The following is a 25,088-nucleotide window of genomic DNA, read 5'->3' on the forward strand; positions in this document are numbered from 1 at the left end:
TATCCGGTCAAAGCCGACCACAACCAAGGTGCCGAGCGTGAGAATCTTTTCCGGCCTGGGGGGCAGGCTGCTGCTGGCCTTCTCCCTGATGGCGCTGCTGACCCTGAGCGCCTCCCTGCTCGGGTGGATTGGGCTCACCCACCTGCGCCAGCTGGAGCAGGGGGTGCAGCAGACCCTGGCCGATCAGGAGCGGGCCCGTACCCTGGCGCGCCTGAGCGGCGAGATCCAGAGCGCCTCCCATCTGCTGGCCACGGCGACCAGCGAGGCGGAGCGTGAGCATCAGGGACGCTTGCTCACCCTGCAGGGGCAGCAGATGCAGCGCCTGCTGGCGCAGCTCGGCGGTGAGGGGGACAGGCAGGTGCAGGAGCAGCTCCATCCCCTGAGCCAGAGCATCATAGGCAACCTGGGGCAGCAGGGCTGGCTGGTGGGGGAGCGCCTGACCCTGATGGCGCAAGGCAACGACCTGCGCGCCCGCCTAGTGGCCGCGGCCGGCGAGGTGGCGGAGCTTGCCCGCAGCCAGATGGAGAACGCCGAGACCGTGATGGTGGCAGGGCTCGGCTCCCTCTACCCCTTGCAGGGGCGCGCCGCCGCAGCGATAGACCGCCTGCTGGAGCAGGATCTCGACTGGCTGGAGCAGATGACCGAGCTGCGCCACAGAACCCTGATGCAGCAGCAGCGCATCGAGGAGATCTGGCGCGGTGAGCGGCAGGAGCGCTTGCAGGCACTGTTGCGGGATGGACAGCGGGAGCTGGCGATATTGCAGCTGAGGGCCGGGGCGGTGACGGATCCGGCCCGTCGCCAGGGGGTGGAGCAGGCCCTCGCCGTGCTGGCGCAGAGCGACCAGCTGGTGCAACTGCGCAGCGACTGGCTCGGCAAGGGGGAGGCGCTGCGGGTGCTGGCCAGCGCCAATGAGGCCCTGATGAGCAGCCTCAACCAGCAGGTGGGTGATCTGGTCAACCGTGCCCGCGATTCCCTGGGGCAGAGTCAGCAGGCACTGAGCCAGCGTCTCAGGCTGCTGGAGCAGGCCCTGATGGGCATTGGCCTGCTCACTCTGGTGCTGCTGATGCTGCTGATGTGGCGCATGGTCTACGGCCGCATCGTCTGGCCACTGCAACACGCGGTGGCGGGGATGAGCCGGCTGGCGCGGGGGGATCTGGCCCCCCTTGACCCGATCGCCAGTGCGGGCCGTGACGAGCTGGCGGAGCTGGGACGGGCCCTGCAGGTGTTTCGTGACAATGCGGTCGAGCTGGGCCGCTATCAGCGGGAGCTGGAGTCGCGAGTGGTGGAGCGGACGGAGCAGCTCAGCCATGCCAACCTGCGCCTCAACGAAGAGGTGGAGAAGCAGCGCCTGGCCCGCGCCGAGGCGGAACAGGCCAATCGGGCCAAGTCGGTCTTCCTCGCCACCATGAGCCACGAGATCCGCACCCCCATGAACGGCATTCTGGGGGGGCTGACCCTGCTGGAGGACACCCATCTCAGCGAGACCCAGCGGCGCTATCTCGCCGCCATCGAGCACAGCGGCGAATCCCTGCTGGAGATCCTCAACGACATCCTCGACTACTCCAAGATCGAGGCGGGCCACGTGGAGGCGCGCCGGGAACCCTTCCCGCTGCATCAGCTGGTCGATGAGCTGAGCGCCCTGTTCCGTCCCAAGGCAGAGGCCAGAGGGGTGGCCCTGGTGCTGGAGTACGCCCCCGCCCTGCCTCCCGTGGTGGAAGGGGATCTGGGCAAGCTGCGCCAGGTACTCGCGAACCTTTTGGGCAACGCGGTCAAGTTCACCGCCAGGGGCCGGATCTGCCTCGAGGTGAGCCCCCTCCCATGCGGCGGCCCCTGCGCCGAGCCCTGCATCCTGTTCGTGGTGAGCGATACCGGCCCCGGCATTCCTGAACAGGAGCAGGAGGCGGTGTTCGAGGCGTTCCGCCAGCGCAAGCGGGACATGGGGCACCAGGGGGGCACCGGACTCGGGCTTGCCATCAGCCGCAGGCTGGTGGCCGCCATGGGGGGGGAGCTGTGCCTCGCCAGCCGGCCCGGGGAGGGTTGCCGCTTCAGCTTCAGCCTGCCCCTGCAACGCTCGGCCGCCCAGCTGCCGACCGCGGCCCAGCCGCTGCACCTCGGCCAGCCTCGCGAGATCCTGCTGGTGGAGGACAACGAGATCAACCGGCTGGTGGCGCAGGGCATGCTGACGCGCCTGGGCCATTGCGTCACCCTGGCGGAAGACGGGCGCTCGGCGCTGGCGCGGGTGACGGAGCGGGGTTTCGATCTGGCGCTGCTCGACATCAATCTGCCGGACATGGATGGCCTGACCCTGCGCGAAGATCTGGCCGCCATCAGCGAGGAGGTGCACGAGCGCCCCCTGCCCGCCATCGCCATCTCGGCCCAGATGTACCCCGAGGATATTCGTCTCTGTCTGGAGGCGGGCTTTGCGGACTTTGTCGGCAAACCGGTGCGTCTGGCGGCGCTGGCCAGCGCCATCGACCGTCAGTTCCAGATAGAGACAACGCAGGCCCTGCCGGACGCGAGGGAGGGCACCGTCAGCCTGCCCGCCCCCCAGGCCGCCAACCCCGTGCTGGACGCCGACCTGGCCTTGCTCGGCAGCCAGCGCATCCGTCAGCTCATCGGATTGTTTGAATCCCAGGGGCCGGCCCTGGTGGCCGCACTGGTGCGGAGCGAGGGGGAAGAGCGCAAGGGGATGGCCCACAAGCTCAAGGGCAGTGCTCTGGCGCTCGGGCTGGATGATTTTGCCGCGCAGTGCGCCGCCCTGGAGGCGGGGGATGCCGATCCGGCGGGGCTGGCCGGAGCGTTTGATGCGGCGGTGGCGACGCTCAAGGCGTGGCAGGAGGGGCAGCCGTCGGCCCCGGCATGAGCCTCAGCCTGGTCTGCTGCCGACGACTGATCCGCCGCTCCCTTCCTGCTCCTCGTCTCTGTAGAGCGCCTGCTTGCAGCGGGGGCAGATGTGCTGGCGCCGGTAGTCGGCCTGGTGCACCACCCCCACCTCGAGCTGCTGATGGTGGCCGCAATGGATGCAGAAGATGATATCGCCATCGACGGCCTCGGGGTGGGCCGCCAGGTACTGCGCCCGGGTGGGCAGCGTCTCCCAGCGGGTGGTGCAGGCGCCCTTGCGACTGCCGGTGTAATAGACCCAATAGAAGATGGCAAAGACGGCGACAATCACGAACAGCATCAGATGATCCATGGAATTCCCCCTTGTGGTGAGAGAGGCAAATGCAGGGCTCTGGTGCGACCCTGTGCGCCAAAGGGCCCTGCCGTTGCCAGCCGATGGCCGCTCGCCAGGCTTCGCAGCCCCTGTGCCGTCTAAAGATGTTATCTGTTAGTAAATGCTATATCCATGATCTGGCTCTGGTTTTTGCCCTCCATAGGGGAGGATTCAGGGGGCGGGTCAGACAGATTCGCCGGGCGCCCCAGGAGGGGCCGAGCCGACGGAAGGGGCGCCGGCCCCGCGAGAGGCAAGGGGAAAGAGGGGTGTCCGGCTTCGAAAATTGCGACGTATTTTACATTTTATAAACAAGTTTTTGGGTGGTTGGACTGTCTCTTTGATCCAGCTCACGTTACAATGCGCGGGCCCACTTCACCTATCGCGCAAACGATTTTCAGGAGATAAACGGATGTTGAAACGTGACATGACCATCGCCGGCTATGATCCAGAGCTGTGGCAGGCCATCACAGACGAAACCCGTCGTCAGGAAGAACATATCGAGCTGATCGCGTCTGAGAACTACACCAGCCCCCGCGTCATGGAAGCCCAGGGCTCCCAGTTGACCAACAAGTACGCCGAAGGCTACCCGGCCAAGCGTTACTACGGCGGTTGCGAGTACGTCGACGTGGTCGAAACCCTGGCCATCGAGCGCGCCAAGGAACTGTTTGGTGCCACCTATGCCAACGTGCAGCCGCACTCCGGCTCCCAGGCCAACAGCGCCGTCTACATGGCCCTGCTGCAGCCGGGCGACACCGTGCTGGGCATGAACCTGGCCCACGGTGGTCACCTGACCCACGGCTCCCCGGTGAACTTCTCCGGCAAGCTGTACAACATCATCCCCTACGGCATCGATGAGTCCGGCAAGATCGACTATGACGAGATGGAACGTCTGGCGGTCGAGCACAAGCCGAAGATGATGATAGGTGGCTTCTCCGCCTACTCCGGCATCGTCGATTGGGCCCGCATGCGCGAGATCGCCGACAAGATCGGTGCTTACCTGTTCGTCGACATGGCCCACGTGGCCGGTCTGATTGCCGCTGGCGTCTACCCGAACCCGGTGCCCCACGCCCACGTGGTCACCTCCACCACCCACAAGACCCTGGCCGGTCCGCGCGGTGGTCTGATCCTCTCCGCCGCCGACGACGAAGATCTGTACAAGAAGCTGAACTCCGCCGTCTTCCCGGGTGGTCAGGGCGGCCCGCTGATGCACGTCATCGCCGGCAAGGCCGTGGCCTTCAAGGAAGCGCTGGAGCCCGAGTTCAAGACCTACCAGGCCCAGGTCGTCAAGAACGCCAAGGCTATGGCCGCTACCTTTATCGAGCGCGGTTACAAGATCGTCTCCGGCGGCACCGACAACCACCTGATGCTGGTTGACCTCATCGGCCGCGAGCTGACCGGTAAGGACGCCGACGCCGCACTGGGCAAGGCCAACATCACCGTCAACAAGAACTCGGTGCCGAACGACCCGCGCTCTCCGTTCGTCACCTCAGGTGTGCGGATCGGTACCCCGGCCATCACCCGCCGCGGTTTCAAGGAAGCCGAGTCCATCCAGTTGGCCAACTGGATCTGCGACGTGCTGGACAACCACGACAACGACGCCGTGCTGGCCACCGTTCGCGAGAAGGTGCTGGATATCTGCCGCCGTTTCCCGGTTTATGCCTGATCGGCCAGACAGCCTGGTTTGAGACCAATGCCACCTTAGGGTGGCATTGTTTTTTCTGGGCTTTTACCGGCTTTGGATGGCCGTGCTACACTGGCCGGCCAAGATCCTGACCCCGCGGGGCAGGTGCCTTTTCCGTTAACGCCGGAGGTCCGATGCATTGCCCTTTCTGTAGTGCGGTTGATACCAAGGTGATCGATTCCCGTCTGGTGGCAGAAGGCCATCAGGTGCGCCGCCGTCGTGAATGCCTGCTCTGCCACGAGCGCTTCACCACCTTCGAGATGGCCGAGCTGGTGATGCCCCGTGTCATCAAGTCCAACGGCTCCCGCGAGCCCTTCAATGAAGACAAGCTGCGGGCCGGCATACTGCGGGCCCTGGAGAAGCGGCCGGTGAGCATGGAGGCCATCGAAAAGGGGGTCAATCACATCAAGTCCCGGCTGCGTGCCACCGGCGAGCGCGAAGTCGCGTCCCAGCTGGTGGGCAACCTGGTGATGGATGAGCTCAAGAGCCTGGACAAGGTGGCCTATATCCGCTTCGCCTCCGTCTATCGCAGCTTCGAGGACATCCGCGAATTCGGTGAAGAGATCGCCAAGCTGGAGAAGTGAGGAGGGTCGGGTGAGCAAAGCAATATCCGCTTCACCCTCTCTACCTCAGGACTCGAGGACATCCGCCTTGTTTGTAACAAGAAGCGGTGAAGAGATCGCCAAGTTGGAGAAGTGAGGAGGGTCGGGTGAGCAAAGCAATATCCGCTTCACCCTTCTCTACCTCAGGACTCGAGGACATCCGCCTTGTTTGTAACAAGAAGCGGCGAAGAGATCGCCAAGCTGGAGAAATAAGCCAGCCATCCACGGATTGCGTTAGCACCCCTATTTTCTCGCGTTGAACGGGAGCCCAGATGTTTAGTCAAGATGATTACCAATGGATGAGCCGGGCCCTCGAACTGGCCCGTCGCGGCCGTTACACCACGGCCCCCAATCCCTGTGTGGGCGCCGTGCTGGTGAAGGCCGGCGTGGTGGTGGGGGAGGGTTGGCACCAGCGTGCCGGTGAACCCCATGCCGAGGTCTATGCCCTGCATGCCGCCGGGGAAGAGGCTCGTGGCGCCACCGCCTATGTGACCCTGGAGCCCTGCTCCCATCACGGTCGCACCCCTCCCTGTGCCGAGGCGCTGATCAAGGCCGGGGTGACCCGGGTGGTCGCCGCCATGGTGGATCCCAATCCCCAGGTGGGGGGGCGCGGCCTGCGCATGCTCTCCGAGGCGGGCATCAAGACCGACTTCGGCCTGCTCAGCGCCGAGGCCGAGGCCCTCAACCCCGGCTTCTTCAAGCGGATGCGCACCGCCTTCCCGCAGGTGACGGTCAAGCTCGGCGCCAGCCTCGACGGTCGCACCGCCATGGCGAGCGGCGAGAGCCAGTGGATCACCTCCCCGGAGGCGCGCCGGGACGTGCAGCGGCTGCGTGCCCGCCACGATGCGGTGCTCTCCAGCGCCGAGACGGTGCTGGCCGACGGCGCCTCCCTCAACGTGCGCTGGGACGAGCTGCCGGCCTCGGTCAAGGCCGTTTATCCCAAAGAGACCCTGCGCCAACCGCTGCGGGTCATCGTCGATTCCCAGAACCGGCTGACCCCGGACTTGCCCCTGTTCCAGAGCGAGAGCCCTGTGCTGCTGGCCCGTCATAAGGTCGACGGGGAGTGGCCTGCTTGGGTGCAGCAACTGACCCTGCCGCTGCTGGATGGCAAGCTGGATCTGGTGAGCCTCTTCATGCTGCTGGCCAAGCAGAACATCAACTCTGTGCTGGTGGAGGCGGGCCCCAGACTGTGCGGCGCCCTGCTGGCCAAGGGGCTGGTGGACGAGCTGGTGCTCTATCAGGCCCCCAAGCTGTTGGGGGATGAAGGGCGCGGCCTGTTCCACCTGCCGGAGTTGACCCGGCTGTTCCAGGCCCCCAAGCTTACTGTCAAGGATGTGCGTCTGGTGGGGCAGGACATTCGCATCACAGCGAAAATAGCCTGATTTATCAATGTTCAAGGGGGCAGTCACTGCCCCCGTCATCAGCAAGGTGATCTGCATGTTTACCGGAATTATCGAAGCCATGGGCACCCTGGCCGCCCTGCGCCGCCAAGGGGATGACATGGCCCTCACCGTCCACGCGCCGACCCTGGACTTTGGCGACGTCAAGCTGGGTGACTCCATCGCCACCAACGGCGTCTGCCTGACCGTGGTGGCCCTGGGGGACAAGAGCTACACCGCCGACGTCTCCCTTGAGACGCTCTCTCGCACCGGCTTTGCCGAGGCCAAGGTAGGGGATCCGGTGAACCTCGAGAAGGCGCTGATGCCCACCTCCCGCCTCGGTGGCCACCTGGTCTCGGGCCACGTGGATGGCATCGGCGAGGTGAAGAGCAAGTCCAACAGCGGCCGCGTCATCGAGTACTGGATCGAGGCGCCAAAGGAACTTTCTCGCTACATCGCCGAGAAGGGCTCCATTGCGGTGGATGGCATCAGCCTGACGGTCAACGCCGTGCAGGGGGATCTCTTTCGCCTGACCATTGTGCCCCACACCGCCCAGGAGACCACCATAGCCCGCTGGAAACCGGGCCACAGGGTGAACCTGGAGGTGGATCAGATCGCCCGCTATCTGGAGCGGCTGATGCAGGGCAGGGCGCAGGAGCAGGGTGGCTCCAGCCTGACCCTGGAGACCCTGGCCCGATCCGGGTTTATCTGACAGGCAGGGGAGCGGGCAAAACACGGTTCTGTGATCCCGCTCCGATTGAAATGGGGCCCCGCGCCCCCATCTAGCACACAATGATGCAGTATCAAGCCGAGCCGGCAGGCTCAATTCCCCAAGCATGTTGATGGAGTAGCCCATGGCGCTGAGCACAACCCAGGAAATCATTGCCGATATCAAGGCGGGCAAGATGGTGATCCTGATGGATGACGAAGACAGGGAGAACGAAGGGGACCTCATCATGGCCGCCTCCTGTGTCCGTCCGGAGGATATCAACTTCATGGCCCGTTACGGCCGTGGCCTCATCTGCCTGACTCTGACCCGGGATCGCTGCAAACAGCTGGCGCTGCCGCTGATGGTTGATCGCAACAACGCCCAGTTCTCCACCGCCTTCACCGTGACCATAGAAGCGGCCGAAGGGGTGACCACGGGCATCTCCGCCGCCGATCGCGCCGTGACCGTCCAGGCCGCCGTCGCACCGAACGCCAAGGCCGCCGATCTGGTGCAGCCCGGCCACATCTTCCCGCTGATGGCACAGGATGGCGGCGTGCTGACCCGTGCCGGCCACACCGAGGCGGGCTGCGATCTGGCTCGTCTCGCCGGTTACGAGGCGGCCTCCGTTATCGTCGAGATCCTCAACGAGGATGGCACCATGGCGCGCCGTCCCGATCTCGAGATCTTCGCCGAGCAGCACGGCATCAAGCTGGGCACCATCGCGGATCTTATCGAGTACCGCAACCAGCACGAGACCACGGTGGAGAAGGTGGCCGAGTGCAAGCTGCCCACCGAGTTCGGGGAGTTTGACCTCGTCACCTTCCGCGACACCATAGACAACCAGGTGCACTTTGCCCTCAAGAAAGGCGAGGTGAAAGCCGACCAGCCGACCCTGGTACGGGTCCATCTGCACGACGTGCTGAGCGATCTGCTGCTGACGGATCGCCACAGCGCCCGCAGCTGGCCGCTGCCCAAATCCATGGCCCGCATCGCCGCCGAGGGTGGTGTGCTGGTGATCCTGGGGGCCGAAGCCCAGGGCGCCGAGCTGCTGGCCCGGGTCAAGGGCTTTGAAGCCGCCGACAAGGGGTTGGCACCGGAAGGGGCCAAGTGGCAGGGCACCTCGCGCCGGGTCGGCGTGGGTTCCCAGATCCTCAAGGCATTGGGGGTCGGCAAGATGCGCCTCTTGAGCTCGCCGAAGAAATACCATGCCCTCGGCGGCTTCGGCCTCGAGGTGGTGGAGTACGTCGGCGAGTAAGCGCCCTGGTGCTCGTTTGACGAAATACCATGCTCGCCAGCGGCTTCGGCCTCGAGGTGGTGGAGTACGTCGGCGAGTAAGCGCCCTGGTGCTCGCTTGATGAAATACCATGCTCGCCAGCGGCTTCGGCCTTGAGGTGGTGGAATACGTCGGCGAGTAAGCGCCCTGGTGCTCGCTTGATGAAATACCATGCTCGCCAGCGGCTTCGGCCTCGAGGTGGTGGAGTACGTCGGCGAGCAAGCCCCTGACGGGTTGAATGACTATCCTGGCCGCTCGTTGCGGCCATGGTTTTTTGTCGCGGCTCTGTTGTGCTAGAATGCGTGCACTTTTGGCCCCGGCCCCTATTGATTGCACAGAGACAGGATTTCCAATGAAGATTATCGAAGGGAATATCGCCGCTCCCGAGGCGCGTGTTGCTATTGTCGTTGCCCGTTTCAACAGCTTCATCAATGACAGCCTGGTGAACGGTGCGGTCGACGTACTGAAGCGTCAAGGCCAGGTCCAGGACAGCAATCTCACCCTGGTGCGCGTGCCGGGTGCCGTCGAAATTCCCCTGGCAGCCAAGAAGCTGGCCAAGAGCGGTCAATACGACGCCATAGTCGCGCTCGGTACCGTCATCCGTGGCGGCACCTATCACTTCGAACTGGTGGCGAGCGAGAACGGCAAGGGGCTGGCCCAGGTGATGATGGAGTATGAAATTCCCGTCGCCTTCGGCGTATTGACCACTGAAAACATTGAACAAGCCATCGAGCGCGCCGGTACCAAGGCGGGTAACAAGGGTGCAGAGGCTGCACTGAGCGCGCTCGAAATGATCAACGTCCTGAAACAGCTGGACGTGTAACGAGGAGAAGTACATTGAAACCGTCCGAGCGCCGTAAGGCCCGCCATTGCGCCACCCAGGCCATCTACCAGTGGCAGATGACCCAGGCCAACGTGGGCGACATCGAAGAGCAGTTCAAGATCGATCAGGACACCAAGGGTGTGGACCTGAGCTATTTCCGCGATCTGCTGTTCGGGGTAGCGGTCCACTGCAACGAGCTGGACAAGGTGTTCTCGCCTTTCCTCTCCCGTCCGCTGGAAGAAGTGGACATGGTGGACAAGGCGATCCTGCGTCTGGCGACCTACGAGCTGACCCGTCGTGATGATGTGCCGCCGCGCGTGGTGATCAACGAAGCGATCGAGCTGGCCAAAGCCTTCGCCGCCGATGACAGCCACAAGTTTGTCAACGGTGTACTGGACAAGGTGATCAAGACGCTGACCAAGCGTTGATCCTGACGTCCATCAGCATTAAGAGAGGAGCCAGCCTAACCGCTGGCTTTTTACTGTATGGGTGAATTTGAGCTGATTGAGAAGTACTTCAAGGTCCCCCACGCCCGCAAGGACGTGGTGATGGGCCCAGGGGATGACTGTGCCCTGCTGACCCTGCCCGCCGATACCCTGCTGGCGGTGAGCACGGATACCCTGGTGAGCGGCGTGCACTTCTTCCCGGACATGGATCCGGTGGATCTGGGCTACAAGGCGCTGGCGGTCAACCTCTCCGATCTCGCCGCCATGGGGGCAGAGCCGCGCTGGGTCTCCTTGGCGCTGACCCTGCCCGCCGTCAACGAGGCCTGGGTTGCGGGCTTTGCGGAAGGGTTCCTCGAGCTCGCCGAATATTACAATGTGGCCCTGGTGGGGGGGGACATGACCCGCGGGCCACTCTCCATCACCGTCTCGGTGAAGGGATCCGTGCCGACCGGTCGTGCCCTGATGCGCAGCGGCGCCAGGGTAGGGGACGGCATCTATGTCACCGGCACCCTGGGGGATGCGGCCCTGGCCCTCTCCCATCTGCTGGGCAAGCGCACCCTCAACGAGAACCAGCTGGCGGCCGTGCTGCCCAGGCTCGATCATCCCCATCCCCGCATTCTGGCAGGACAAGCCCTGCGCGGGTTGGCGAGCAGTGCGCTGGATCTCTCCGACGGCCTGGCTTCCGATCTCGGCCACATCCTCAAGGCGTCCGGCGTGCGGGCCCAGATCGATCTCGACCTGCTGCCCCTCTCGCCGGTGTTGCAGGACGCCGTGCCCGCACGGGATGCCTGGCAGCTGGCGCTGGCCGGTGGGGATGACTACGAGCTCTGCTTCACCGTGCCACAAGAGCATCACGGTGCCCTGGACACGGCGCTGGCCAACTGTGGCGTCAGGTTCACCCGCATCGGCCGCATCCAGGCCGGCGACCCCGGCATCGACTATGTGCAGGATGAGCAGCCGGTCGAGCTTCATCTCAAGGGCTGGGATCACTTCGCATGAGCTTTTTCAAGATAAGGCCCGAGCTGACAGGCCTGAGCCTGAAGAACCCGCTCCACTTGCTGGCGCTGGGCTTTGGTGCCGGTCTCTCCCCCAGGGCGCCGGGGACCATGGGGACGCTCGCCGCTATCCCTCTTTACCTGCTGGTGAGCGGTCTGCCGACCCCCTGGTTCATCGCCCTGCTGGCGGTGGGGTTCGTGGCGGGTATCCGCATCTGCCAGGCGGCCACCGATGCCATCGGCATGCCGGATCACGGTGCCATTGTCTGGGACGAGGTGATAGGGTTCGGCGTCACCATGATAGCGGCCCCCGCCGGCTGGGAGTGGGTGCTGGCCGGCTTCGTGCTGTTCCGGCTGTTCGACGTGCTCAAGCCCTGGCCCATCTCCTGGTTCGATCGTCGTATTCACGGCGGGCTCGGCATCATGCTGGATGATCTCATCGCCGGCCTGTTCGCCCTGCTCTGCATGCAGTTGCTGGCCCGCTGGTAAGGCGGGTCGGCGATCACGGCCGTCATGGCGGGCCTGGCCCTCGCTGCCGCGCAGTTTCATCGTCTGTCTGCCCGCTCTTTCCATACAATTAAGCGTGAGGCGCAGTTCCTTGATGGGACTGCGCCTTTTTGTATGCAATCCCCCCGCCTTGTCCGGTGATGGCGAATTGGGCTCTGGCAGATCATTCTGAGTTGACCCTATTTATCTCTGCTTAGTTTTCCTTCATCCAGATATGCTGCCGTTAAAAAATCATTTCACATAAATATTCACTACTCATTCGAAGCTGCGCACTCGGCATTGAATAGTGAATTCGATTGCTTGTTACATCTTTGTTGAAATTTAAATAAGCTAATCTCTCGCATTGCCATCACAATCTCTGTTAATGTGATATTTATCGACATTTTGCGCCAATGGCTAGTGCGTTATCTGCGCAAAGTATTGCGAAATTGTATAACTGGATCATTTACACCCGCGGGCAAACCGACTAACTTACTCGCGGGTTATTCCAAAAAAATGCAAAAAACCCGCCCGGATCGCTGGTTTGGCTGCCTCATGGATTGAGCGTTTACTGCACAAGAGAAGCTCTCAACATTAAGTACCAAGGCACAACCAGCATCTGCGGCTGATTTACGGACGAATTATTTGGGACGGATGTCCCCCGCAGAGGTAACCATGTCCTTGCTCGAAGTGAAAAACTTGCGGATCGAGTACCCCTCCCGCTATGGGGTGCTGGCCGCGGTCAAGGATCTCTCTTTTTCCGTGGAAAAAGGCGAGATCGTCGGAGTGGTCGGTGAATCAGGTGCCGGCAAGTCCACCATAGGCAATGCCGTCATCGATTTGTTGAGCCCGCCCGGTCGCATCGCCCGTGGCGATATCTACCTCAACGGCGAACTCATCTCCGGCAAGAGCCAGAACGAGATGCGGGCCATCCGTGGCTCCCGTATCGGCTTCATCTTCCAGGATCCCATGACCTCCCTCAATCCGTTGTTCACCGTTGAACAGCAGCTGGTGGAGACCATACTGGCCAATACCGATCTCAATCGCGAGGCCGCCTTTGCCAAGGCGCTCGAGCTGATGGGGGCGGTCGGGATCCCGCAGCCGGAAGTGCGCATCAAGCAGTACCCGCACCAGTTCTCCGGTGGCATGCGCCAGCGGGTGGTCATCGCCATCGCGCTGTCTGGGGATCCCGAGCTCATCATCGCCGATGAGCCGACCACGGCGCTGGACGTCTCCATTCAGGATCAGATCCTCCAGCTCATCCGCAACCTCTGCAAGGAGCGTCAGGTAGGCTGCATGCTGGTGACCCACGACATGGGCGTGGTCTCCAACGTCACCGACAAGGTGGCTGTCATGTACCGCGGGGATCTGGTGGAGTTCGGCACCACAGAACAGGTGCTGGGTCGCCCCAGCCACCCCTATACCCGCAGCCTCATCTCGGCGGTGCCCCGTTCCGATGTGAAGCTGGTGCGCTTCCCCCTGGTCTCCTACATAGAGGATGCCGGTGCGCCGGATCTCAGCATCGATCTCAAGACCCACTGGCTCGGCCAGAGTCAGGACGAGCGCGCCTATGAAGGGGCCCTGCTGCGGGTGGAGAACGTGGATCTGAAGTTTGTCACCAAGGATTCCATCTTCCCGAGCCGCCGCCAGTACGTGCGCGCCTGCAACAACATCAGCTTCGAGATCTTCGAGGGTGAGACCTTCGGTCTGGTGGGGGAGTCGGGCTCCGGCAAATCCACCATAGCCCGCGCCATTACCGGCCTCTATCCACCCGATACCGGCAAGATCTTCTTCGAGGGGATCGATCTCACCGCCCTGAAAGGGGAGCATGAGCGCCGCCCGCTGCGCCGCCAGATGCAGATGGTGTTCCAGAACCCTTACTCCTCGATGAACCCGCGCATGAAGGTGCGTGACATCATCGCCGAGCCGATCCGCTTCCACAAACTGGCGACCAGCGAGAGCCAGATTGAGGGCATAGTGAGCGATCTGCTGGATCACGTCGGTCTCGGCCGCGGGGCCGGGGTCAAGTATCCCCACGAGTTCTCCGGTGGTCAGCGCCAGCGTATCTCCATCGCCCGCGCCCTGGCGACCCGGCCGCGCTTCCTCATCTGCGACGAGCCCACCTCGGCGCTGGATGTCTCGGTGCAGGCCCAGATCCTCAACCTGCTCAAGGATTTGCAGCAGGAGCTTGGGCTGACCATGCTGTTCATCAGCCACGATCTGCCGGTCATCCGCCAGATGTGCGACCGCATCGGCGTGATGCAGCACGGCCACCTGGTGGAGGTCGCGGAGACCGAAAAACTGTTTACCAATGCCGAGCATGAGTACAGCCGAAAGCTGATCTCCCTCATGCCGGAATTTAAGGGAATGTCCCGCGAGGGGCTGGAAATCGCAAGCTAGGAAAGCACCGGTTCGCCGGTTTGTCTGTCAATAAAAAGCCAAAAGCATGGAGAAAGACATGAAGAAAGGATTATCCAAGATCGCCATGGCGCTGTTCGCCGCTGGTCTCGCGTTCAACGTTTCTGCCGCCGACATCAAGGTTGCCGTCGCCTCCGACGCCACCTCGCTGGACCCGCAGGAGCAGCTCTCCGGTCAGACCCTGGAGATGTCTCACCTGGTGTTCGATCCCCTGATGCGTTACACCCAGGATCTGCAATTCGAGCCGCGTCTGGCCGAGAAGTATGAGCGCATCGACGACAAGACCGTCCGCTTCCACCTGCGCAAGGGTGTCAAGTTCCACTCCGGCAACGACTTCACCGCCGATGACGTGGTATGGACCGTCAACCGTCTGAAGGCCTCCCCGGACTTCAAGGCTATTTTCGACCCCATCGCCGAAGCCAAGAAGGTGGATGACTTCACCGTGGATCTCGTCACCGCCAAGCCGTTCCCGCTGGTGCTGCAGACCGTCACCTACATCTTCCCGATGGACTCCAAGTTCTACAGCGGCAAGGATGAAGCCGGCAAGGACAAGGCCGCCATCGTCAAGAACGGCGACTCCTATGCCTCTACCCATGTTTCCGGTACCGGTCCGTTCAGCGTCAAGTTCCGCGAGCAGGGCGTGAAGCTGGAGTATGCCCGCAACGCCAACTACTGGGACAAGGCCTCCAAGGGCAACGTCCAGAACCTGACCGTGGTGCCGATCAAGGAAGACGCGACCCGCGTAGCCGCCCTGCTGGGTGGTGACGTGGACATGATCTACCCGGTTGCCCCGAACGATCTGGAGCGCGTGAAGAACGGCAAGGATTCCCAGCTGGTGACCCTGTCCGGTACCCGCGCCATCATCATCGAGCTGAACCAGAACACCAACCCGGCGCTCAAAGACAAGCGCGTGCGTCAGGCGATCAACTACGCCATCAACCAGGTGGGCATAGTCGACAAGATCAACAAGGGCTTCGGTACCCCCGCTGGCCAGCTGAGCCCGAAAGGCTATGCCGGTTACAACGAGGCGCTCAAGCCCCAGTATGATCTGGCCAAGGCCAAGGAGCTGATGAAGGAAGCCGGTTACGAGAAGGGCTTCAAGATGACCTTCATCTCCCCGGCTGCCCGCTACGTCAACGACGTCAAGATCGCCCAGGCCGTCTCCGCCATGCTGTCCAAGATCAACATCAAGGTGGATCTGAAGACCATGCCGGTGGCCCAGTACTGGCCCGAGTTTGACAAGTGCGCCTCCGACATGCAGCTGATCGGCTGGCACTCCGACACCGAAGACAGTGCGAACTTCTTCGAGTTCCTGACCTTCACCAAGGATGCCAAGACCGGCATGGGTCAGTACAACTGCGGCGGTTATGCCAACGCAGAGGCTGACAAGATGGTGATGGAAGCGAACACCGAAACCGACCCGGCCAAGCGTGCCGCCATCCTGCAGAAGGTGGAAGCCATGCTGATCGACGACGCTGCCTATGTGCCCTTGCACTGGGAAGACCTGGCCTACGGTGCCAAGAAGAACGTCGACATCAAGCCTGTGGTCAACGTGATGAACTTCCCTTACCTGGGTGACCTGGTGGTCAACAAGTAAGTGAAGCGCTAAGGAAGGACCTGGCGGGGCGTCCATGGGTGCCCCGCCATTAACAGAAGCCTGTGCCAAGACACAGGCCACGTAGAAGGACAAGCATGTTTACATTCCTGCTGAAACGGTTCTATCAGGCCGTGATAGTGATGTTCGTCATCAGCCTGGTCGCCTTCTCCATCCAGGACAACCTGGGGGATCCGCTACGCGAGCTGGTGGGACAATCCGTCTCCGAGTCCGTGCGCCAGGAGCTGCGCGACAAAATGGGCCTCAACGATCCCTTTTTGGTGAAATACAGCCGCTTCCTGCAGAACGCGGTGCAAGGGGATCTGGGCACCTCCTATTTCTTCAAGCGACCGGCCCTCGAGGTGATCCTCGACAAGCTGGTGGCTACCCTTGAGCTGGTGTTTGCCGCTGCGCTCATCATCGTCGTGGTCTCCATTCCGCTGGGGGTTTATTCGGCGATAAGACCGCGCAGTTTCCTGACCAAGCTCATCATGGCGGTGAGCAGCATCGGCATCTCGATCCCGGTCTTCCTGACCGCCATCATGCTGATGTACCTCTTCTCCATCCAGCTAGGCTGGCTGCCGGCCTATGGCCGTGGCGAGACTTACAATCTGCTGGGCTGGGAGTCGGGCTTCTTTACCTGGGACGGCATACTGCACCTGATCCTGCCTGCTGTGTCCCTCTCCTCCATCATGCTGCCGCTGTTCATCCGGCTGGTACGCTCAGAGATGCTGGAGCAGCTCTCCTCCGAGTACGTGAAGTTCGCCCGTGCCAAGGGGCTGGACAATAACAAGGTCTACTACCAGCACGCCCTGAAGAACACCATGCTGCCGGTCATCACAGTCGGCGGCGTGCAGATCGGCACCATGGTGGCCTACACCATACTGACCGAGAGCGTGTTCCAGTGGCCGGGGACGGGCTTCCTGTTCCTCGAGGCGATCCACCGGGTCGATACCCCGCTGATCACCGCTTACGTCATCTTCGTGGGCCTTATCTTCGTGGTGACCAATACCCTGGTCGACCTGCTCTACGGGTTCATCAACCCGACCGTCAACCTGACCGCCAAGGGGTAACAGATGACTAACGCTGTAACTGCAAGCCCAAGCCGTTGGGCGCGATTCAAGAACTCTGACATCGTCTACTACTTCCTGCGGGACAAGGTAGCCATGTTCAGCTTTGCGGTGTTTGTGGTGTTCGTACTGGCGGCGCTGCTGGCGCCCTGGCTGGCACCGCACAACGTCTATGACCAGACCAGCTTCGATCTGATGGATGCGGAGCTGCCACCCTCCTGGCTGGAAGGGGGCGAGGCGCGCTTCTGGCTCGGTACCGACAACCAGGGACGGGACATCTGGAGCACCATCCTCTATGGCGCCCGCATCTCGCTGACCATAGGCCTGTTCGCCGTCGGCCTGCAGCTGGTGCTCGGCATCGTCATCGGTCTCATCGCCGGTTACTTCGGTGGTCGCATCGACAACCTGCTGATGCGCTTTGCCGACGTGCAGCTGTCGTTCTCCACCATGATGGTGGCCATCATCATCTCCGCCATCTTCCAGGCGACCTTTGGCTCCGAGTTCTACTCGAAGTTCGCCATCCTGATGCTGGTGGTGATCATCGGCATCGCCGAATGGCCCCAGTATGCCCGGACGGTGCGCGCCTCCGTGCTGGCGGAGAAGAAGAAGGAGTACGTGGAAGCGGCCCAGGTGATGGGGTTCCGTGCCCCGCGCATCATGTTCCGCCATATACTGCCTAACTGCCTGTCGCCGATCCTGGTCATCTCCACCGTGCAGGTGGCGAACGCCATCATGAGCGAGGCGGCACTCTCCTTCCTGGGGCTGGGCATGCCGGTGGATCAGCCGTCGCTGGGGTCGCTCATCAGCGTGGGCTTCAACTACATCTTCTCCGGCTCCTGGTGGATCACCGCCTTCCCGGGCATCTGCCTGGTGGTGCTGGTGCTGGTCATCAACCTGCTGGGTGACTGGTTGCGGGATGTGTTCAACCCCAAGATCTACAAGGGCTGATGGAGGGCGATTCACGAGTGCGCTGCGGCGGCCCGTGAACCGGTTTGACATCATGAATGACAAGAAGGGCGCCTGATGGCGCCCTTCTTTATTGCTCGTGTTTGCCCTTGTCGGGCCTGCCGTTCTGCGTCAGGCCTGCAGCCAGGCCTCAATGCTGGCCTGGATACCTGCGGCATCCAGCCCCAGCTGGGCATAGATCTCCTCCTGGGTGCCTTGCTCCACGAAGCGATCCGGCAGCCCCAGATTGAGCACAGGCTTGCACTGCTTGGCATGCATCAGCAGCTCGTTCACCGCAGAGCCAGCCCCGCCCATGATGGCGTTGTCCTCGAGAGTGACAAACTGATCGTGGGAGGCGGCAAGGGAGAGCACCAGGGCCTCGTCCATGGGCTTGACGAAGCGCATGTCCACCAGGGTGGCGTCCAGCGCCTCGGCGGCGGCCTTGGCCTGATGCAGCAGGGTGCCGAACGCCAGTATGGCGGTGCCCTTGCCCTGACGAACAATCCGGCCCTTGCCGAGTTCAAGTGCCTGCATCTCGCTCATGATCTCGCTGCCGCAGCCGCTGCCACGGGGGTAGCGCACCGCAGCGGGCTGGTTGCACTGATAGCCGGTGTAGAGCATCTGGCGGCACTCGTTCTCGTCGGAGGGCGTCATCACCACCATGTTCGGGACTGTGCGCAGGAAGCTGATGTCGAACGCCCCCTGATGGGTGGGGCCGTCGGCGCCTACCAGACCGGCGCGGTCGATGGCGAACAGCACCGGCAGGTTCTGCAGCGCCACGTCGTGGATCAGCTGGTCATAGGCCCGTTGCAGGAAGCTCGAATAGATGGCGACCACGGGTTTCTTGTCGGCGATGGCAAGGCCGGCGGCGAAGGTGACCGCATGTTGTTCGGCGATGGCCACGTCGAAGTAGCGATCCGGGTACTGCTGGCTGAACTTGACCAGGCCGGAGCCCTCGCGCATGGCGGGGGTGATGCCGACCAGTTTCTCGTCTTTCGCCGCCATGTCGCACAGCCACTGGCCGAAGATGGCGGAGAAGGTCGGCTTGCCGCCGGCGCTCTTGGGCAGGGCGCACTCGTCCGGGTTGAACTTGGGCACGGCGTGATAGCCGATAGGGTCTTTCTCTGCGGGCTCGTAGCCCTTGCCCTTCTTGGTCTTGACGTGCAGCAGCTGGGGACCCTTGAGGTTGCGCATGTTGCGCAGGGTCTCGACCAGAGCGTGGATGTCGTGGCCGTCGATGGGGCCTATGTAGTTGAAGCCGAACTCCTCGAACAGGGTGCCGGGCACCACCATGCCCTTGAGGTGCTCTTCGGCCCGCTTGGCCAGCTCCTTGACCGGCGGCAGCCCCGCCAGCACCTTCTTGCCGCCTTCGCGGATGGTGGTGTAGAGCTTGCCGGACATCAGCCTGGCCAGGTGGTTGTTGAGCGCCCCGACATTTTCGGAGATGGACATCTCGTTGTCATTGAGCACCACCAGCATGTCCTTGTGGACGTCGCCTGCATGGTTGAGGGCCTCGAAGGCCATGCCCGCCGTGATGGCGCCGTCACCGATGACGGCCACCACCTTGCGGCCCAGCCCCTCGCTCTCGGCGGCAACCGCCATGCCGAGGGCGGCACCTATGGAGGTGCTGGAGTGGCCCACGCTGAGCACGTCATACTCGCTCTCTTCCCGCCAGGGGAAGGGGTGCAGGCCATCTTTCTGGCGAATGGTGTGAATGCGCTCGCGCCGACCGGTCAGGATCTTGTGGGGATAGGCCTGATGGCCTACGTCCCACACCAATCGATCGAAGGGGGTGTTGTAGACGTAGTGCAGCGCCACCGTCAGCTCGACTGTGCCTAGGCCGGAGGCGAAGTGGCCGCTGGAGCGGCTCACCGAGCGCAGCAGATACTCGCGCAGCTCTTCGCACAGAATGGGCAGCCGCTCTTTGGGCAGGGATCGCAACTCGACCGGCGTATCCGCGAGGGCCAGGTTGGGGAAATCGCTAATATCAACGCTCATATTGTTACTGTTATCCAGCGTTTAGTGGGTTCGCTCGATGATGTAATCGGCAAACGCTTCCAGAATGTCGGTATTGTAGGGCAAGGATTGCAGGGCTGTTAAGGCCTTGTCATGCAGTTCGCGAGCCAGCTCACGGGCAGGGTCGAGACCGAGCAGGGCCGGATAGGTGCTCTTCTCCTGCGCCAGATCCGAGCCTTGCGGCTTGCCCAGAGTGGCGGTGTCGCCCGTGATGTCGAGGATGTCATCCTGCACCTGGAAGGCGAGCCCGATGGCGGCGGCATAGGTTTGCAGCGCGGCCAGGGTGGCGGGTTCCACGTCGGCCTTGCACAGGGCCCCCAGGGTGACGGCGCACTCGATGAGCGCACCTGTCTTGTGGCGGTGCACCTGCTCAAGCTCGGCGAGGCTGATCCGGCGGCCTTCGGCCTCCAGATCCAGCGCCTGACCGCCGCACATGCCGAGATAGCCGGAGGCGCGGGCCAGGGCACTCAGCATCCGTACCCGGTTGGCCAGCAGCTCGTCGGGGAGGGGATGATCCGCCAGGATGGAGAAGGCCAGGGTCTGCAGGGCATCACCGGCCAGGATGGCGGTGCCTTCATCGAACGCCTTGTGGACTGTCGGTTGGCCGCGGCGCAAATCGTCGTTGTCCATGGCGGGCAGATCGTCGTGCAGCAGGGAGTAGGCGTGAATGCACTCCACCGCGGCGGCAGGGCCGTCGAGCCGCTCGCTTGGCACCCCCAGCATCTCGCCCACGGCGTAGACCAGGAAGGGGCGTACCCGTTTGCCGCCGAGCAGCAGGCCGTATTTCATCGCGTCCCGCAGGCGCGGCGCCATGGCGGGCAGAGCCTCAAGCTGTGCCGAGAGACAGTCGTCGATGCGGCGCCGGTGCAGGCGGGAGAAATCGTCCAGGGTCACTCACTCCTCTCCTTGCTCTGATCGAAAGGGGACCGCCTGTTCGCTGCCGTCGGCCTGGGTCAGGAGGATCTGGATCTTCTGCTCGGCCTGCTCCAGCTTCTGCTGGCCGGCCCGCACCAGATGGATGCCCTGTTCGAATTGTTTGAGTGCCTCCTCGAGGGGGAGCGACCCCTGTTCGAGTTGATGCACTATGGTTTCCAGCTCTTCCAGGGTGGCATCAAAACTCAGACGGTCGATTTTTTTACTGGCCATGTCCATCCTCGGGGATTGAAAAAAACGGCTCATCTTAACATCGACCGGGCACAGGGGGGAGGCAGAAAAGTGTGCCGTCCTCAAACTATCCTGACTGCGGCCGATAGAAAGGGGCTGGCATCCATGTACTGCCGATGGGTTATTGAGGTGTGCCGGGCTTGCTGCCAGGGGCGCAATAGCAGAAAATTCAACAAAATATAAATAGATGGCAAGTTCGGTGACAGGAGTAGGGATGTGGATTTAGGCAGTCTGATAGGCATAGTGCTGGGATTCGGGGTGGTGGTGTACGGCATGCTGCTGGGTGGCCCCATGAGCATGTATGTGGATATGCCCTCGGTCTATATCACCATACTGGGTTCCCTCTTCATCTGCATGATGAAGTTCAACCTCAGCCAGTTCCTGATGGCGTTCAAGGTTGCGGGCAAGGCCTTCATGTACAAGGGCGACAAGCTCGATGACCTGATTGCCAAGGCTGTGGAGCTGGCGGACGCGGCCCGCAAGGGAGGCTTTCTGGCGCTGGAAGCGGCGGAGATCCCCAATCCCTTCATGAAGAAGGGCATCGACATGCTGGTGGACGGCCATGACGCCGACGTGGTGCGCGCCGTGATGGAAAAAGACATAGAGCTGACCTCGGAGCGCCACGTCATCGCCGTCAAGGTGTTTCGCTCCCTCGGCGACCTCGGCCCCGCCATGGGGATGATAGGTACGCTAGTGGGGCTGGTGGCCATGCTGGCGAACATGAGTGATCCCAAGTCCATCGGCCCGGCCATGGCGGTGGCCTTGCTGACCACGCTGTACGGGGCGATCGAGGCCAACATGATCGCCATCCCCATCGCCGACAAGCTGGAGCTGCGCAGCGGCGAGGAGCAACTGAGCCGCACCCTGATCCTCGACGCCATCATGGGCATTCAGGATGGTCAGAACCCTCGCGTGATCCAGGCCATGCTGCAGAACTACCTGAATCAGTCCAAACGCAACAACGGGGTTGAATAGGAGGCCCCATGGCAAAGTGCAAGTGTCCGCCTCCCGGCCTGCCCGGTTACATGGGTACCTTCGCCGATCTGATGTCCCTGTTGATGTGCTTCTTCGTGCTGCTGCTCTCCTTTGCGGAGATGGATGTACAGAAGTTCAAGCAGATCGCCGGCTCCATGGAGAAGGCGTTCGGGGTGCAGAACATCCTGGAGGTGAAGGATATTCCCAAGGGGACCTCGGTCATCGCCCAGGAGTTTCGCCCCGGCCGGCCCGAACCGACTCCCATCGACACCATCATGCAGCAGACCATAGACATGACCCAGACCGAGCTGGATTTTCAGCCCGGGGATGCGGATCAGGCGGGGGGGCATGACAAGACCGAGGGTCAGCAGAGCGGGGGCGACACCGCCCAGCAGGCCCAGAAGGCGCAGCAGCAGTCCAACGAACTGGCCAAGGCGCTGGCCGAGCAGATGCAGGCCCAGATCCAGGACGGTGCCATCGAGATAGAGGCGCTGGGTCAGCAGATCATCATTCGCATCCGCGAGAAGGCGGCGTTCCCGGCAGGTTCCGCCTTCCTGCAGCCCCAGTTCTGGCCGGTGATCCGTAAAGTCGCGACCCTGCTCAAGGATGTGCCGGGGGAGATCACCGTCTCCGGTCATACCGATGACGTCGCCACCGAAGACGAGCTGTTCCAGTCCAACTGGGAGCTTTCGTCCCAGCGGGCGGTGGCGGTGGCCCACCAGATGATCAAGGTGCCCGGCTTTGACGGCAACCGCCTGGTGGTGCAGGGCATGGCGGACTCCCAGCCGCTGGTGCCGAACAACAGCCCGGAGAACCGGCGCATGAACCGGCGGGTGGAGATCGCCATCATGCAGGGCAAACCGACGGTATCTGCCCCTATCGGGGTGGCGGATCCCAAGTAGCTTTCGCCAGGAAGCGCGATCCCGCTCGCAGGGGCTGACATGGATTTTGTGACGGCTTCATATTAAGATGCCTCATCCGAACCGATAGCTGCGGCTCTCTTTGATTGCCGCAGCTTCTCTTTATAAAGCAACCCAGGTTTCGACTATGAATCATACTCCGATGACTGTTCGCGGCGCTGAAAAGCTGCGTCAAGAGCTCGACTATCTGAAGAGCGAGCTGCGTCCCCAGATTATCGAAGCGATTGCTGATGCCCGTGAACATGGTGATCTGAAAGAAAACGCCGAGTACCATGCCGCTCGCGAGCAGCAAGGTTTCTGTGAAGGCCGCATTCAGGAGATTGAGAGCAAGCTCTCCAATGCCCAGGTGATCGATATCACCAAGATTGCCAACAATGGCCGCGTCATCTTCGGTGCGACCGTGACCCTGCTCAAGAGCGAGACGGAAGAGGAAGTGGTGTACCGCATCGTGGGTGACGACGAGGCGGACATCAAGCAGAACATGATCTCCGTGAACTCGCCCATTGCCCGTGCCCTGATCGGCAAGGAAGTGGACGATGTGGCCATCGTCAAGACGCCGGGTGGCGACGTTGAGTACGAAATTCTGGAAGTCGCCTATCTCTGATTGAGTTCTGACAAAGACAGACAGGGGAGCCCCGGCTCCCCTGTTGCATTTAGTCCCCCTGATAGGTCTGGACGAAGGCGTCCTGATGACGCTGGAAGAGCCAGTCCCGCAGTTGCTCCTGGTCTCCCTTGTCCAGCTGGAATTTCAAGGCCCAGTCATGGTGCTTCTGGTGGGACTGGACATGCCTTATCAGGGTGCCGCTCAGTGCCAGGGGGGGCAAGCCCTCTATGCCGAGGGTGCCGTGCAGCCGGTCGCCCTTGGCCAGCGTCGGTGGCAAACCGGCCACGATGAGACCACCGAGGGAGAGGCTGTGCACCTCATACTCGGCATCGCTGGTATGCAGGACGGCTTTCTCATCGAGTCGCCAGGCGCGCAGGTGAGGGGAGCCCAGCTCAGTGATGGTGGGGGCGGCGATACGCAACTCGGTGTGGCCTTCCGCCGCCAGGGTACAATGTAGCGGAAAACGCAGTTGGTGGCCGGCGATGCGGGCCTCGATCGTCAAGGGGCTGGCCCGTTGCAACAGGCTCTGTAGGGGAAGACTCAGGTTGCCTCGCAGGAACTGGCCGGCGGCCATGTCCTCGGCATCTCCCAAGTCCTGCAGCATGGCCAGCTCCTCGTCGGTGAGAATCTGATGCTTGTCCATAGTGGGTGTCCGCAAGTATTCATCGCAGGTTAAGGGCCTGACGACTATTTTGGCAAGCGACTTGGGAAGAAGGGAAATGAAGGAAAGAGCGAACGCTCTTTCCTGTTACTTGCGGGGCAACTGGATCTTGGGTTCTGTGGCCTGACGATAGATGGTCAGTACATGGCCCATGCTCTGTACCTTGATGGCGCCTGTCTCACGGACGATGGCTTCCATCACCAGCTGTTTCATCTCACGATCTTCAGACGACACCTTAACCTTGATCAGCTCGTGATGGTTCAGCGCCAGATCGATCTCGGCCATCACCCCTTCGGTCAGGCCGTGTTGTCCCAGCAGGACGACCGGCTTCAGGCTGTGGGCGAGGCCCTTGAGGTACTGTTTCTGTTTATTGTTGAGAATCATGGCAATTTCTTCATAAGTCAGGGTTGAAAGGGGCGTATTCTACCCCCACTTAGCCCTTAATACTAATAACCCTTGTGGTTTTTTAAAGTCGACAATCATGACCCAGAAAAAACATTCCCCCAGTTCAACCCGCTGGTTAAAAGAACATTTTGACGACCATTACGTCAAAAAAGCCCAGAAGTTGGGACTGCGTTCCCGCGCCGTGTTCAAGATCGATGAGATCCAGGGCAAGGACAAACTGCTCAAGCCGGGCATGACGGTGGTGGATCTGGGGGCGGCCCCCGGTGGCTGGTCCCAGTTCGCCATCGAGCAGGTGGGTGAAAAGGGACGAGTGATTGCTTGCGATATTCTGCCGATGGATTCCATTGCCGGTGTCGATTTCCTGCAAGGGGACTTTCGGGAGGAAACTGTGCTTGCCGCCTTGCTGGCCCGGGTTGGCCCGGACAAGGTCGATGTGGTCATGTCTGACATGGCCCCCAACATGAGCGGGACCCAGCAGGTGGATCAGGCTCGCTCCATGTATCTGATCGAGCTGGCGCTGGACATGTGCAATCAGGTCTTGCGCAGTAATGGCAGTTTCGTGGTCAAGGTATTCCAGGGGGAGGGGTTTGACGCCTATCTCAATGAAATTCGTAGACTTTTCTCTGTCGTCAAGATTCGTAAACCAGACTCCTCCCGTGCCCGTTCACGAGAAGTCTACATTGTGGCTACCGGTTTTAAACTGTAGTA

The 25,088-nt window shown here is 62.0% G+C and carries 24 protein-coding genes; 18 read left to right on the forward strand and 6 right to left on the reverse strand.

The genetic code is table 11. The annotated features are described in order from the left end of the window. The first annotated feature begins 37 nt into the window (after window positions 1-37). A complete protein-coding gene (torS, locus tag ACWPWQ_RS08760) occupies window positions 38-2,863 on the forward strand; it encodes a TMAO reductase system sensor histidine kinase/response regulator TorS (RefSeq protein WP_454009579.1) in 2,826 nt (941 codons plus the stop codon). Between the two features lie 3 nt (window positions 2,864-2,866). Here the strand turns inward: torS and ACWPWQ_RS08765 are convergent, their stop codons facing one another. Then, on the reverse strand, window positions 2,867-3,193 hold the full coding sequence (locus ACWPWQ_RS08765) for a hypothetical protein (RefSeq protein WP_139437313.1): 327 nt from the start codon (window positions 3,191-3,193) through the stop codon (window positions 2,867-2,869). A gap of 430 nt (window positions 3,194-3,623) precedes the next feature. Here ACWPWQ_RS08765 and glyA point away from each other — a divergent pair, with 430 nt between their 5' ends. The 13 genes from glyA to ACWPWQ_RS08830 all read left to right on the forward strand — a co-directional run bounded on the left by glyA (window position 3,624) and on the right by ACWPWQ_RS08830 (window position 17,638). Next, window positions 3,624-4,877, forward strand: a complete 1,254-nt coding sequence (gene glyA, locus ACWPWQ_RS08770; RefSeq protein ID WP_043153250.1) for a serine hydroxymethyltransferase — start codon at window positions 3,624-3,626, stop codon at window positions 4,875-4,877. A gap of 152 nt (window positions 4,878-5,029) precedes the next feature. Beyond that, on the forward strand, window positions 5,030-5,479 hold the full coding sequence (gene nrdR, locus ACWPWQ_RS08775; RefSeq protein WP_025326027.1) for a transcriptional regulator NrdR: 450 nt from the start codon (window positions 5,030-5,032) through the stop codon (window positions 5,477-5,479). Between the two features lie 290 nt (window positions 5,480-5,769). Then, window positions 5,770-6,879 (forward strand): bifunctional diaminohydroxyphosphoribosylaminopyrimidine deaminase/5-amino-6-(5-phosphoribosylamino)uracil reductase RibD, encoded by a 1,110-nt coding sequence (gene ribD / locus ACWPWQ_RS08780; protein WP_319916228.1) that lies wholly within the window; start codon window positions 5,770-5,772, stop codon window positions 6,877-6,879. Window positions 6,880-6,934: 55 nt separating this feature from the next. Continuing rightward, window positions 6,935-7,588, forward strand: a complete 654-nt coding sequence (locus ACWPWQ_RS08785) for a riboflavin synthase (RefSeq protein WP_454009580.1) — start codon at window positions 6,935-6,937, stop codon at window positions 7,586-7,588. 142 nt (window positions 7,589-7,730) lie between these two features. Beyond that, entirely contained in the window at window positions 7,731-8,840 is a 1,110-nt protein-coding gene (gene ribBA / locus ACWPWQ_RS08790; protein WP_454009581.1) for a bifunctional 3,4-dihydroxy-2-butanone-4-phosphate synthase/GTP cyclohydrolase II, read from the forward strand. A 370-nt stretch (window positions 8,841-9,210) separates the two neighbouring features. Further along, window positions 9,211-9,681, forward strand: coding sequence for a 6,7-dimethyl-8-ribityllumazine synthase (gene ribH, locus ACWPWQ_RS08795; RefSeq protein WP_139437323.1), 471 nt, complete (start codon window positions 9,211-9,213; stop codon window positions 9,679-9,681). A 14-nt stretch (window positions 9,682-9,695) separates the two neighbouring features. Continuing rightward, window positions 9,696-10,109: a transcription antitermination factor NusB gene (nusB, locus tag ACWPWQ_RS08800; RefSeq protein WP_139437325.1), complete on the forward strand. Its 414-nt coding sequence runs from the start codon at window positions 9,696-9,698 to the stop codon at window positions 10,107-10,109. 57 nt (window positions 10,110-10,166) lie between these two features. Further along, entirely contained in the window at window positions 10,167-11,126 is a 960-nt protein-coding gene (gene thiL, locus ACWPWQ_RS08805; protein WP_454009582.1) for a thiamine-phosphate kinase, read from the forward strand. After that, window positions 11,123-11,611 (forward strand): phosphatidylglycerophosphatase A family protein, encoded by a 489-nt coding sequence (locus ACWPWQ_RS08810; RefSeq protein ID WP_454009583.1) that lies wholly within the window; start codon window positions 11,123-11,125, stop codon window positions 11,609-11,611. The genes thiL and ACWPWQ_RS08810 overlap by 4 nt, the downstream gene beginning before the upstream one ends. Before the next feature lie 672 nt (window positions 11,612-12,283). Further along, on the forward strand, window positions 12,284-14,008 hold the full coding sequence (locus ACWPWQ_RS08815) for a dipeptide ABC transporter ATP-binding protein (protein WP_139437331.1): 1,725 nt from the start codon (window positions 12,284-12,286) through the stop codon (window positions 14,006-14,008). 58 nt (window positions 14,009-14,066) lie between these two features. Then, entirely contained in the window at window positions 14,067-15,623 is a 1,557-nt protein-coding gene (locus tag ACWPWQ_RS08820) for an ABC transporter substrate-binding protein (protein ID WP_106887629.1), read from the forward strand. 95 nt (window positions 15,624-15,718) lie between these two features. Next, a complete protein-coding gene (locus tag ACWPWQ_RS08825) occupies window positions 15,719-16,693 on the forward strand; it encodes an ABC transporter permease (protein ID WP_202046534.1) in 975 nt (324 codons plus the stop codon). Between the two features lie 3 nt (window positions 16,694-16,696). Next, window positions 16,697-17,638: an ABC transporter permease gene (locus ACWPWQ_RS08830; RefSeq protein WP_025326038.1), complete on the forward strand. Its 942-nt coding sequence runs from the start codon at window positions 16,697-16,699 to the stop codon at window positions 17,636-17,638. A gap of 129 nt (window positions 17,639-17,767) precedes the next feature. Here the strand turns inward: ACWPWQ_RS08830 and dxs are convergent, their stop codons facing one another. The 3 genes from dxs to xseB are packed head-to-tail and all read right to left on the reverse strand — an operon-like array spanning window position 17,768 to window position 20,797. After that, window positions 17,768-19,633, reverse strand: a complete 1,866-nt coding sequence (dxs, locus tag ACWPWQ_RS08835; RefSeq protein ID WP_454009584.1) for a 1-deoxy-D-xylulose-5-phosphate synthase — start codon at window positions 19,631-19,633, stop codon at window positions 17,768-17,770. 21 nt (window positions 19,634-19,654) lie between these two features. Beyond that, window positions 19,655-20,545: a (2E,6E)-farnesyl diphosphate synthase gene (gene ispA / locus ACWPWQ_RS08840; protein WP_202046532.1), complete on the reverse strand. Its 891-nt coding sequence runs from the start codon at window positions 20,543-20,545 to the stop codon at window positions 19,655-19,657. Beyond that, a complete protein-coding gene (gene xseB / locus ACWPWQ_RS08845) occupies window positions 20,546-20,797 on the reverse strand; it encodes an exodeoxyribonuclease VII small subunit (RefSeq protein ID WP_025326041.1) in 252 nt (83 codons plus the stop codon). It lies immediately after the preceding gene. A gap of 234 nt (window positions 20,798-21,031) precedes the next feature. Between xseB and pomA the strand changes: the two genes are divergently transcribed. The 3 genes from pomA (at window position 21,032) to greA (ending at window position 23,314) form a co-directional block, all read left to right on the forward strand. Then, window positions 21,032-21,790 carry a flagellar motor protein PomA gene (gene pomA, locus ACWPWQ_RS08850; protein WP_139437339.1) on the forward strand — a complete coding sequence of 253 codons (759 nt, stop codon included), beginning with the start codon at window positions 21,032-21,034 and terminating at the stop codon, window positions 21,788-21,790. Between the two features lie 8 nt (window positions 21,791-21,798). Next, window positions 21,799-22,692 (forward strand): flagellar motor protein MotB, encoded by an 894-nt coding sequence (locus ACWPWQ_RS08855; RefSeq protein ID WP_139437341.1) that lies wholly within the window; start codon window positions 21,799-21,801, stop codon window positions 22,690-22,692. A 145-nt stretch (window positions 22,693-22,837) separates the two neighbouring features. After that, window positions 22,838-23,314: a transcription elongation factor GreA gene (gene greA / locus ACWPWQ_RS08860; protein WP_139437343.1), complete on the forward strand. Its 477-nt coding sequence runs from the start codon at window positions 22,838-22,840 to the stop codon at window positions 23,312-23,314. Window positions 23,315-23,363: 49 nt separating this feature from the next. Here greA and ACWPWQ_RS08865 read toward each other — a convergent pair whose 3' ends face one another. Then, window positions 23,364-23,957: a PilZ domain-containing protein gene (locus ACWPWQ_RS08865; protein WP_247625709.1), complete on the reverse strand. Its 594-nt coding sequence runs from the start codon at window positions 23,955-23,957 to the stop codon at window positions 23,364-23,366. Window positions 23,958-24,062: 105 nt separating this feature from the next. Continuing rightward, window positions 24,063-24,359, reverse strand: coding sequence for a ribosome assembly RNA-binding protein YhbY (gene yhbY / locus ACWPWQ_RS08870; protein ID WP_404837924.1), 297 nt, complete (start codon window positions 24,357-24,359; stop codon window positions 24,063-24,065). 97 nt (window positions 24,360-24,456) lie between these two features. Here yhbY and rlmE point away from each other — a divergent pair, with 97 nt between their 5' ends. Continuing rightward, window positions 24,457-25,086, forward strand: a complete 630-nt coding sequence (rlmE, locus tag ACWPWQ_RS08875) for a 23S rRNA (uridine(2552)-2'-O)-methyltransferase RlmE (RefSeq protein WP_025326058.1) — start codon at window positions 24,457-24,459, stop codon at window positions 25,084-25,086. The last annotated feature ends 2 nt before the right edge of the window (window positions 25,087-25,088 follow it).

Source organism: Aeromonas sp. Marseille-Q7275, from assembly GCF_965119515.1.

Bases quoted from the DNA above. Each gene is read 5' to 3' on its own strand.
- ACWPWQ_RS08810 (WP_454009583.1), top strand. From the start codon at position 11,123: ATGAGCTTTTTCAAGATAAGGCCCGAGCTGACAGGCCTGAGCCTGAAG.
- ACWPWQ_RS08820 (WP_106887629.1), top strand. From the start codon at position 14,067: ATGAAGAAAGGATTATCCAAGATCGCCATGGCGCTGTTCGCCGCTGGT.
- ribBA (WP_454009581.1), top strand. From the start codon at position 7,731: ATGGCGCTGAGCACAACCCAGGAAATCATTGCCGATATCAAGGCGGGC.
- rlmE (WP_025326058.1), top strand. From the start codon at position 24,457: ATGACCCAGAAAAAACATTCCCCCAGTTCAACCCGCTGGTTAAAAGAA.
- ACWPWQ_RS08830 (WP_025326038.1), top strand. From the start codon at position 16,697: ATGACTAACGCTGTAACTGCAAGCCCAAGCCGTTGGGCGCGATTCAAG.
- dxs (WP_454009584.1), bottom strand. From the start codon at position 19,633: ATGAGCGTTGATATTAGCGATTTCCCCAACCTGGCCCTCGCGGATACG.
- ribD (WP_319916228.1), top strand. From the start codon at position 5,770: ATGTTTAGTCAAGATGATTACCAATGGATGAGCCGGGCCCTCGAACTG.
- xseB (WP_025326041.1), bottom strand. From the start codon at position 20,797: ATGGCCAGTAAAAAAATCGACCGTCTGAGTTTTGATGCCACCCTGGAA.
- yhbY (WP_404837924.1), bottom strand. From the start codon at position 24,359: ATGATTCTCAACAATAAACAGAAACAGTACCTCAAGGGCCTCGCCCAC.
- ribH (WP_139437323.1), top strand. From the start codon at position 9,211: ATGAAGATTATCGAAGGGAATATCGCCGCTCCCGAGGCGCGTGTTGCT.
- ACWPWQ_RS08825 (WP_202046534.1), top strand. From the start codon at position 15,719: ATGTTTACATTCCTGCTGAAACGGTTCTATCAGGCCGTGATAGTGATG.
- thiL (WP_454009582.1), top strand. From the start codon at position 10,167: ATGGGTGAATTTGAGCTGATTGAGAAGTACTTCAAGGTCCCCCACGCC.
- nrdR (WP_025326027.1), top strand. From the start codon at position 5,030: ATGCATTGCCCTTTCTGTAGTGCGGTTGATACCAAGGTGATCGATTCC.
- ACWPWQ_RS08815 (WP_139437331.1), top strand. From the start codon at position 12,284: ATGTCCTTGCTCGAAGTGAAAAACTTGCGGATCGAGTACCCCTCCCGC.
- ACWPWQ_RS08785 (WP_454009580.1), top strand. From the start codon at position 6,935: ATGTTTACCGGAATTATCGAAGCCATGGGCACCCTGGCCGCCCTGCGC.
- glyA (WP_043153250.1), top strand. From the start codon at position 3,624: ATGTTGAAACGTGACATGACCATCGCCGGCTATGATCCAGAGCTGTGG.
- ACWPWQ_RS08855 (WP_139437341.1), top strand. From the start codon at position 21,799: ATGGCAAAGTGCAAGTGTCCGCCTCCCGGCCTGCCCGGTTACATGGGT.
- greA (WP_139437343.1), top strand. From the start codon at position 22,838: ATGAATCATACTCCGATGACTGTTCGCGGCGCTGAAAAGCTGCGTCAA.
- ACWPWQ_RS08765 (WP_139437313.1), bottom strand. From the start codon at position 3,193: ATGGATCATCTGATGCTGTTCGTGATTGTCGCCGTCTTTGCCATCTTC.
- ACWPWQ_RS08865 (WP_247625709.1), bottom strand. From the start codon at position 23,957: ATGGACAAGCATCAGATTCTCACCGACGAGGAGCTGGCCATGCTGCAG.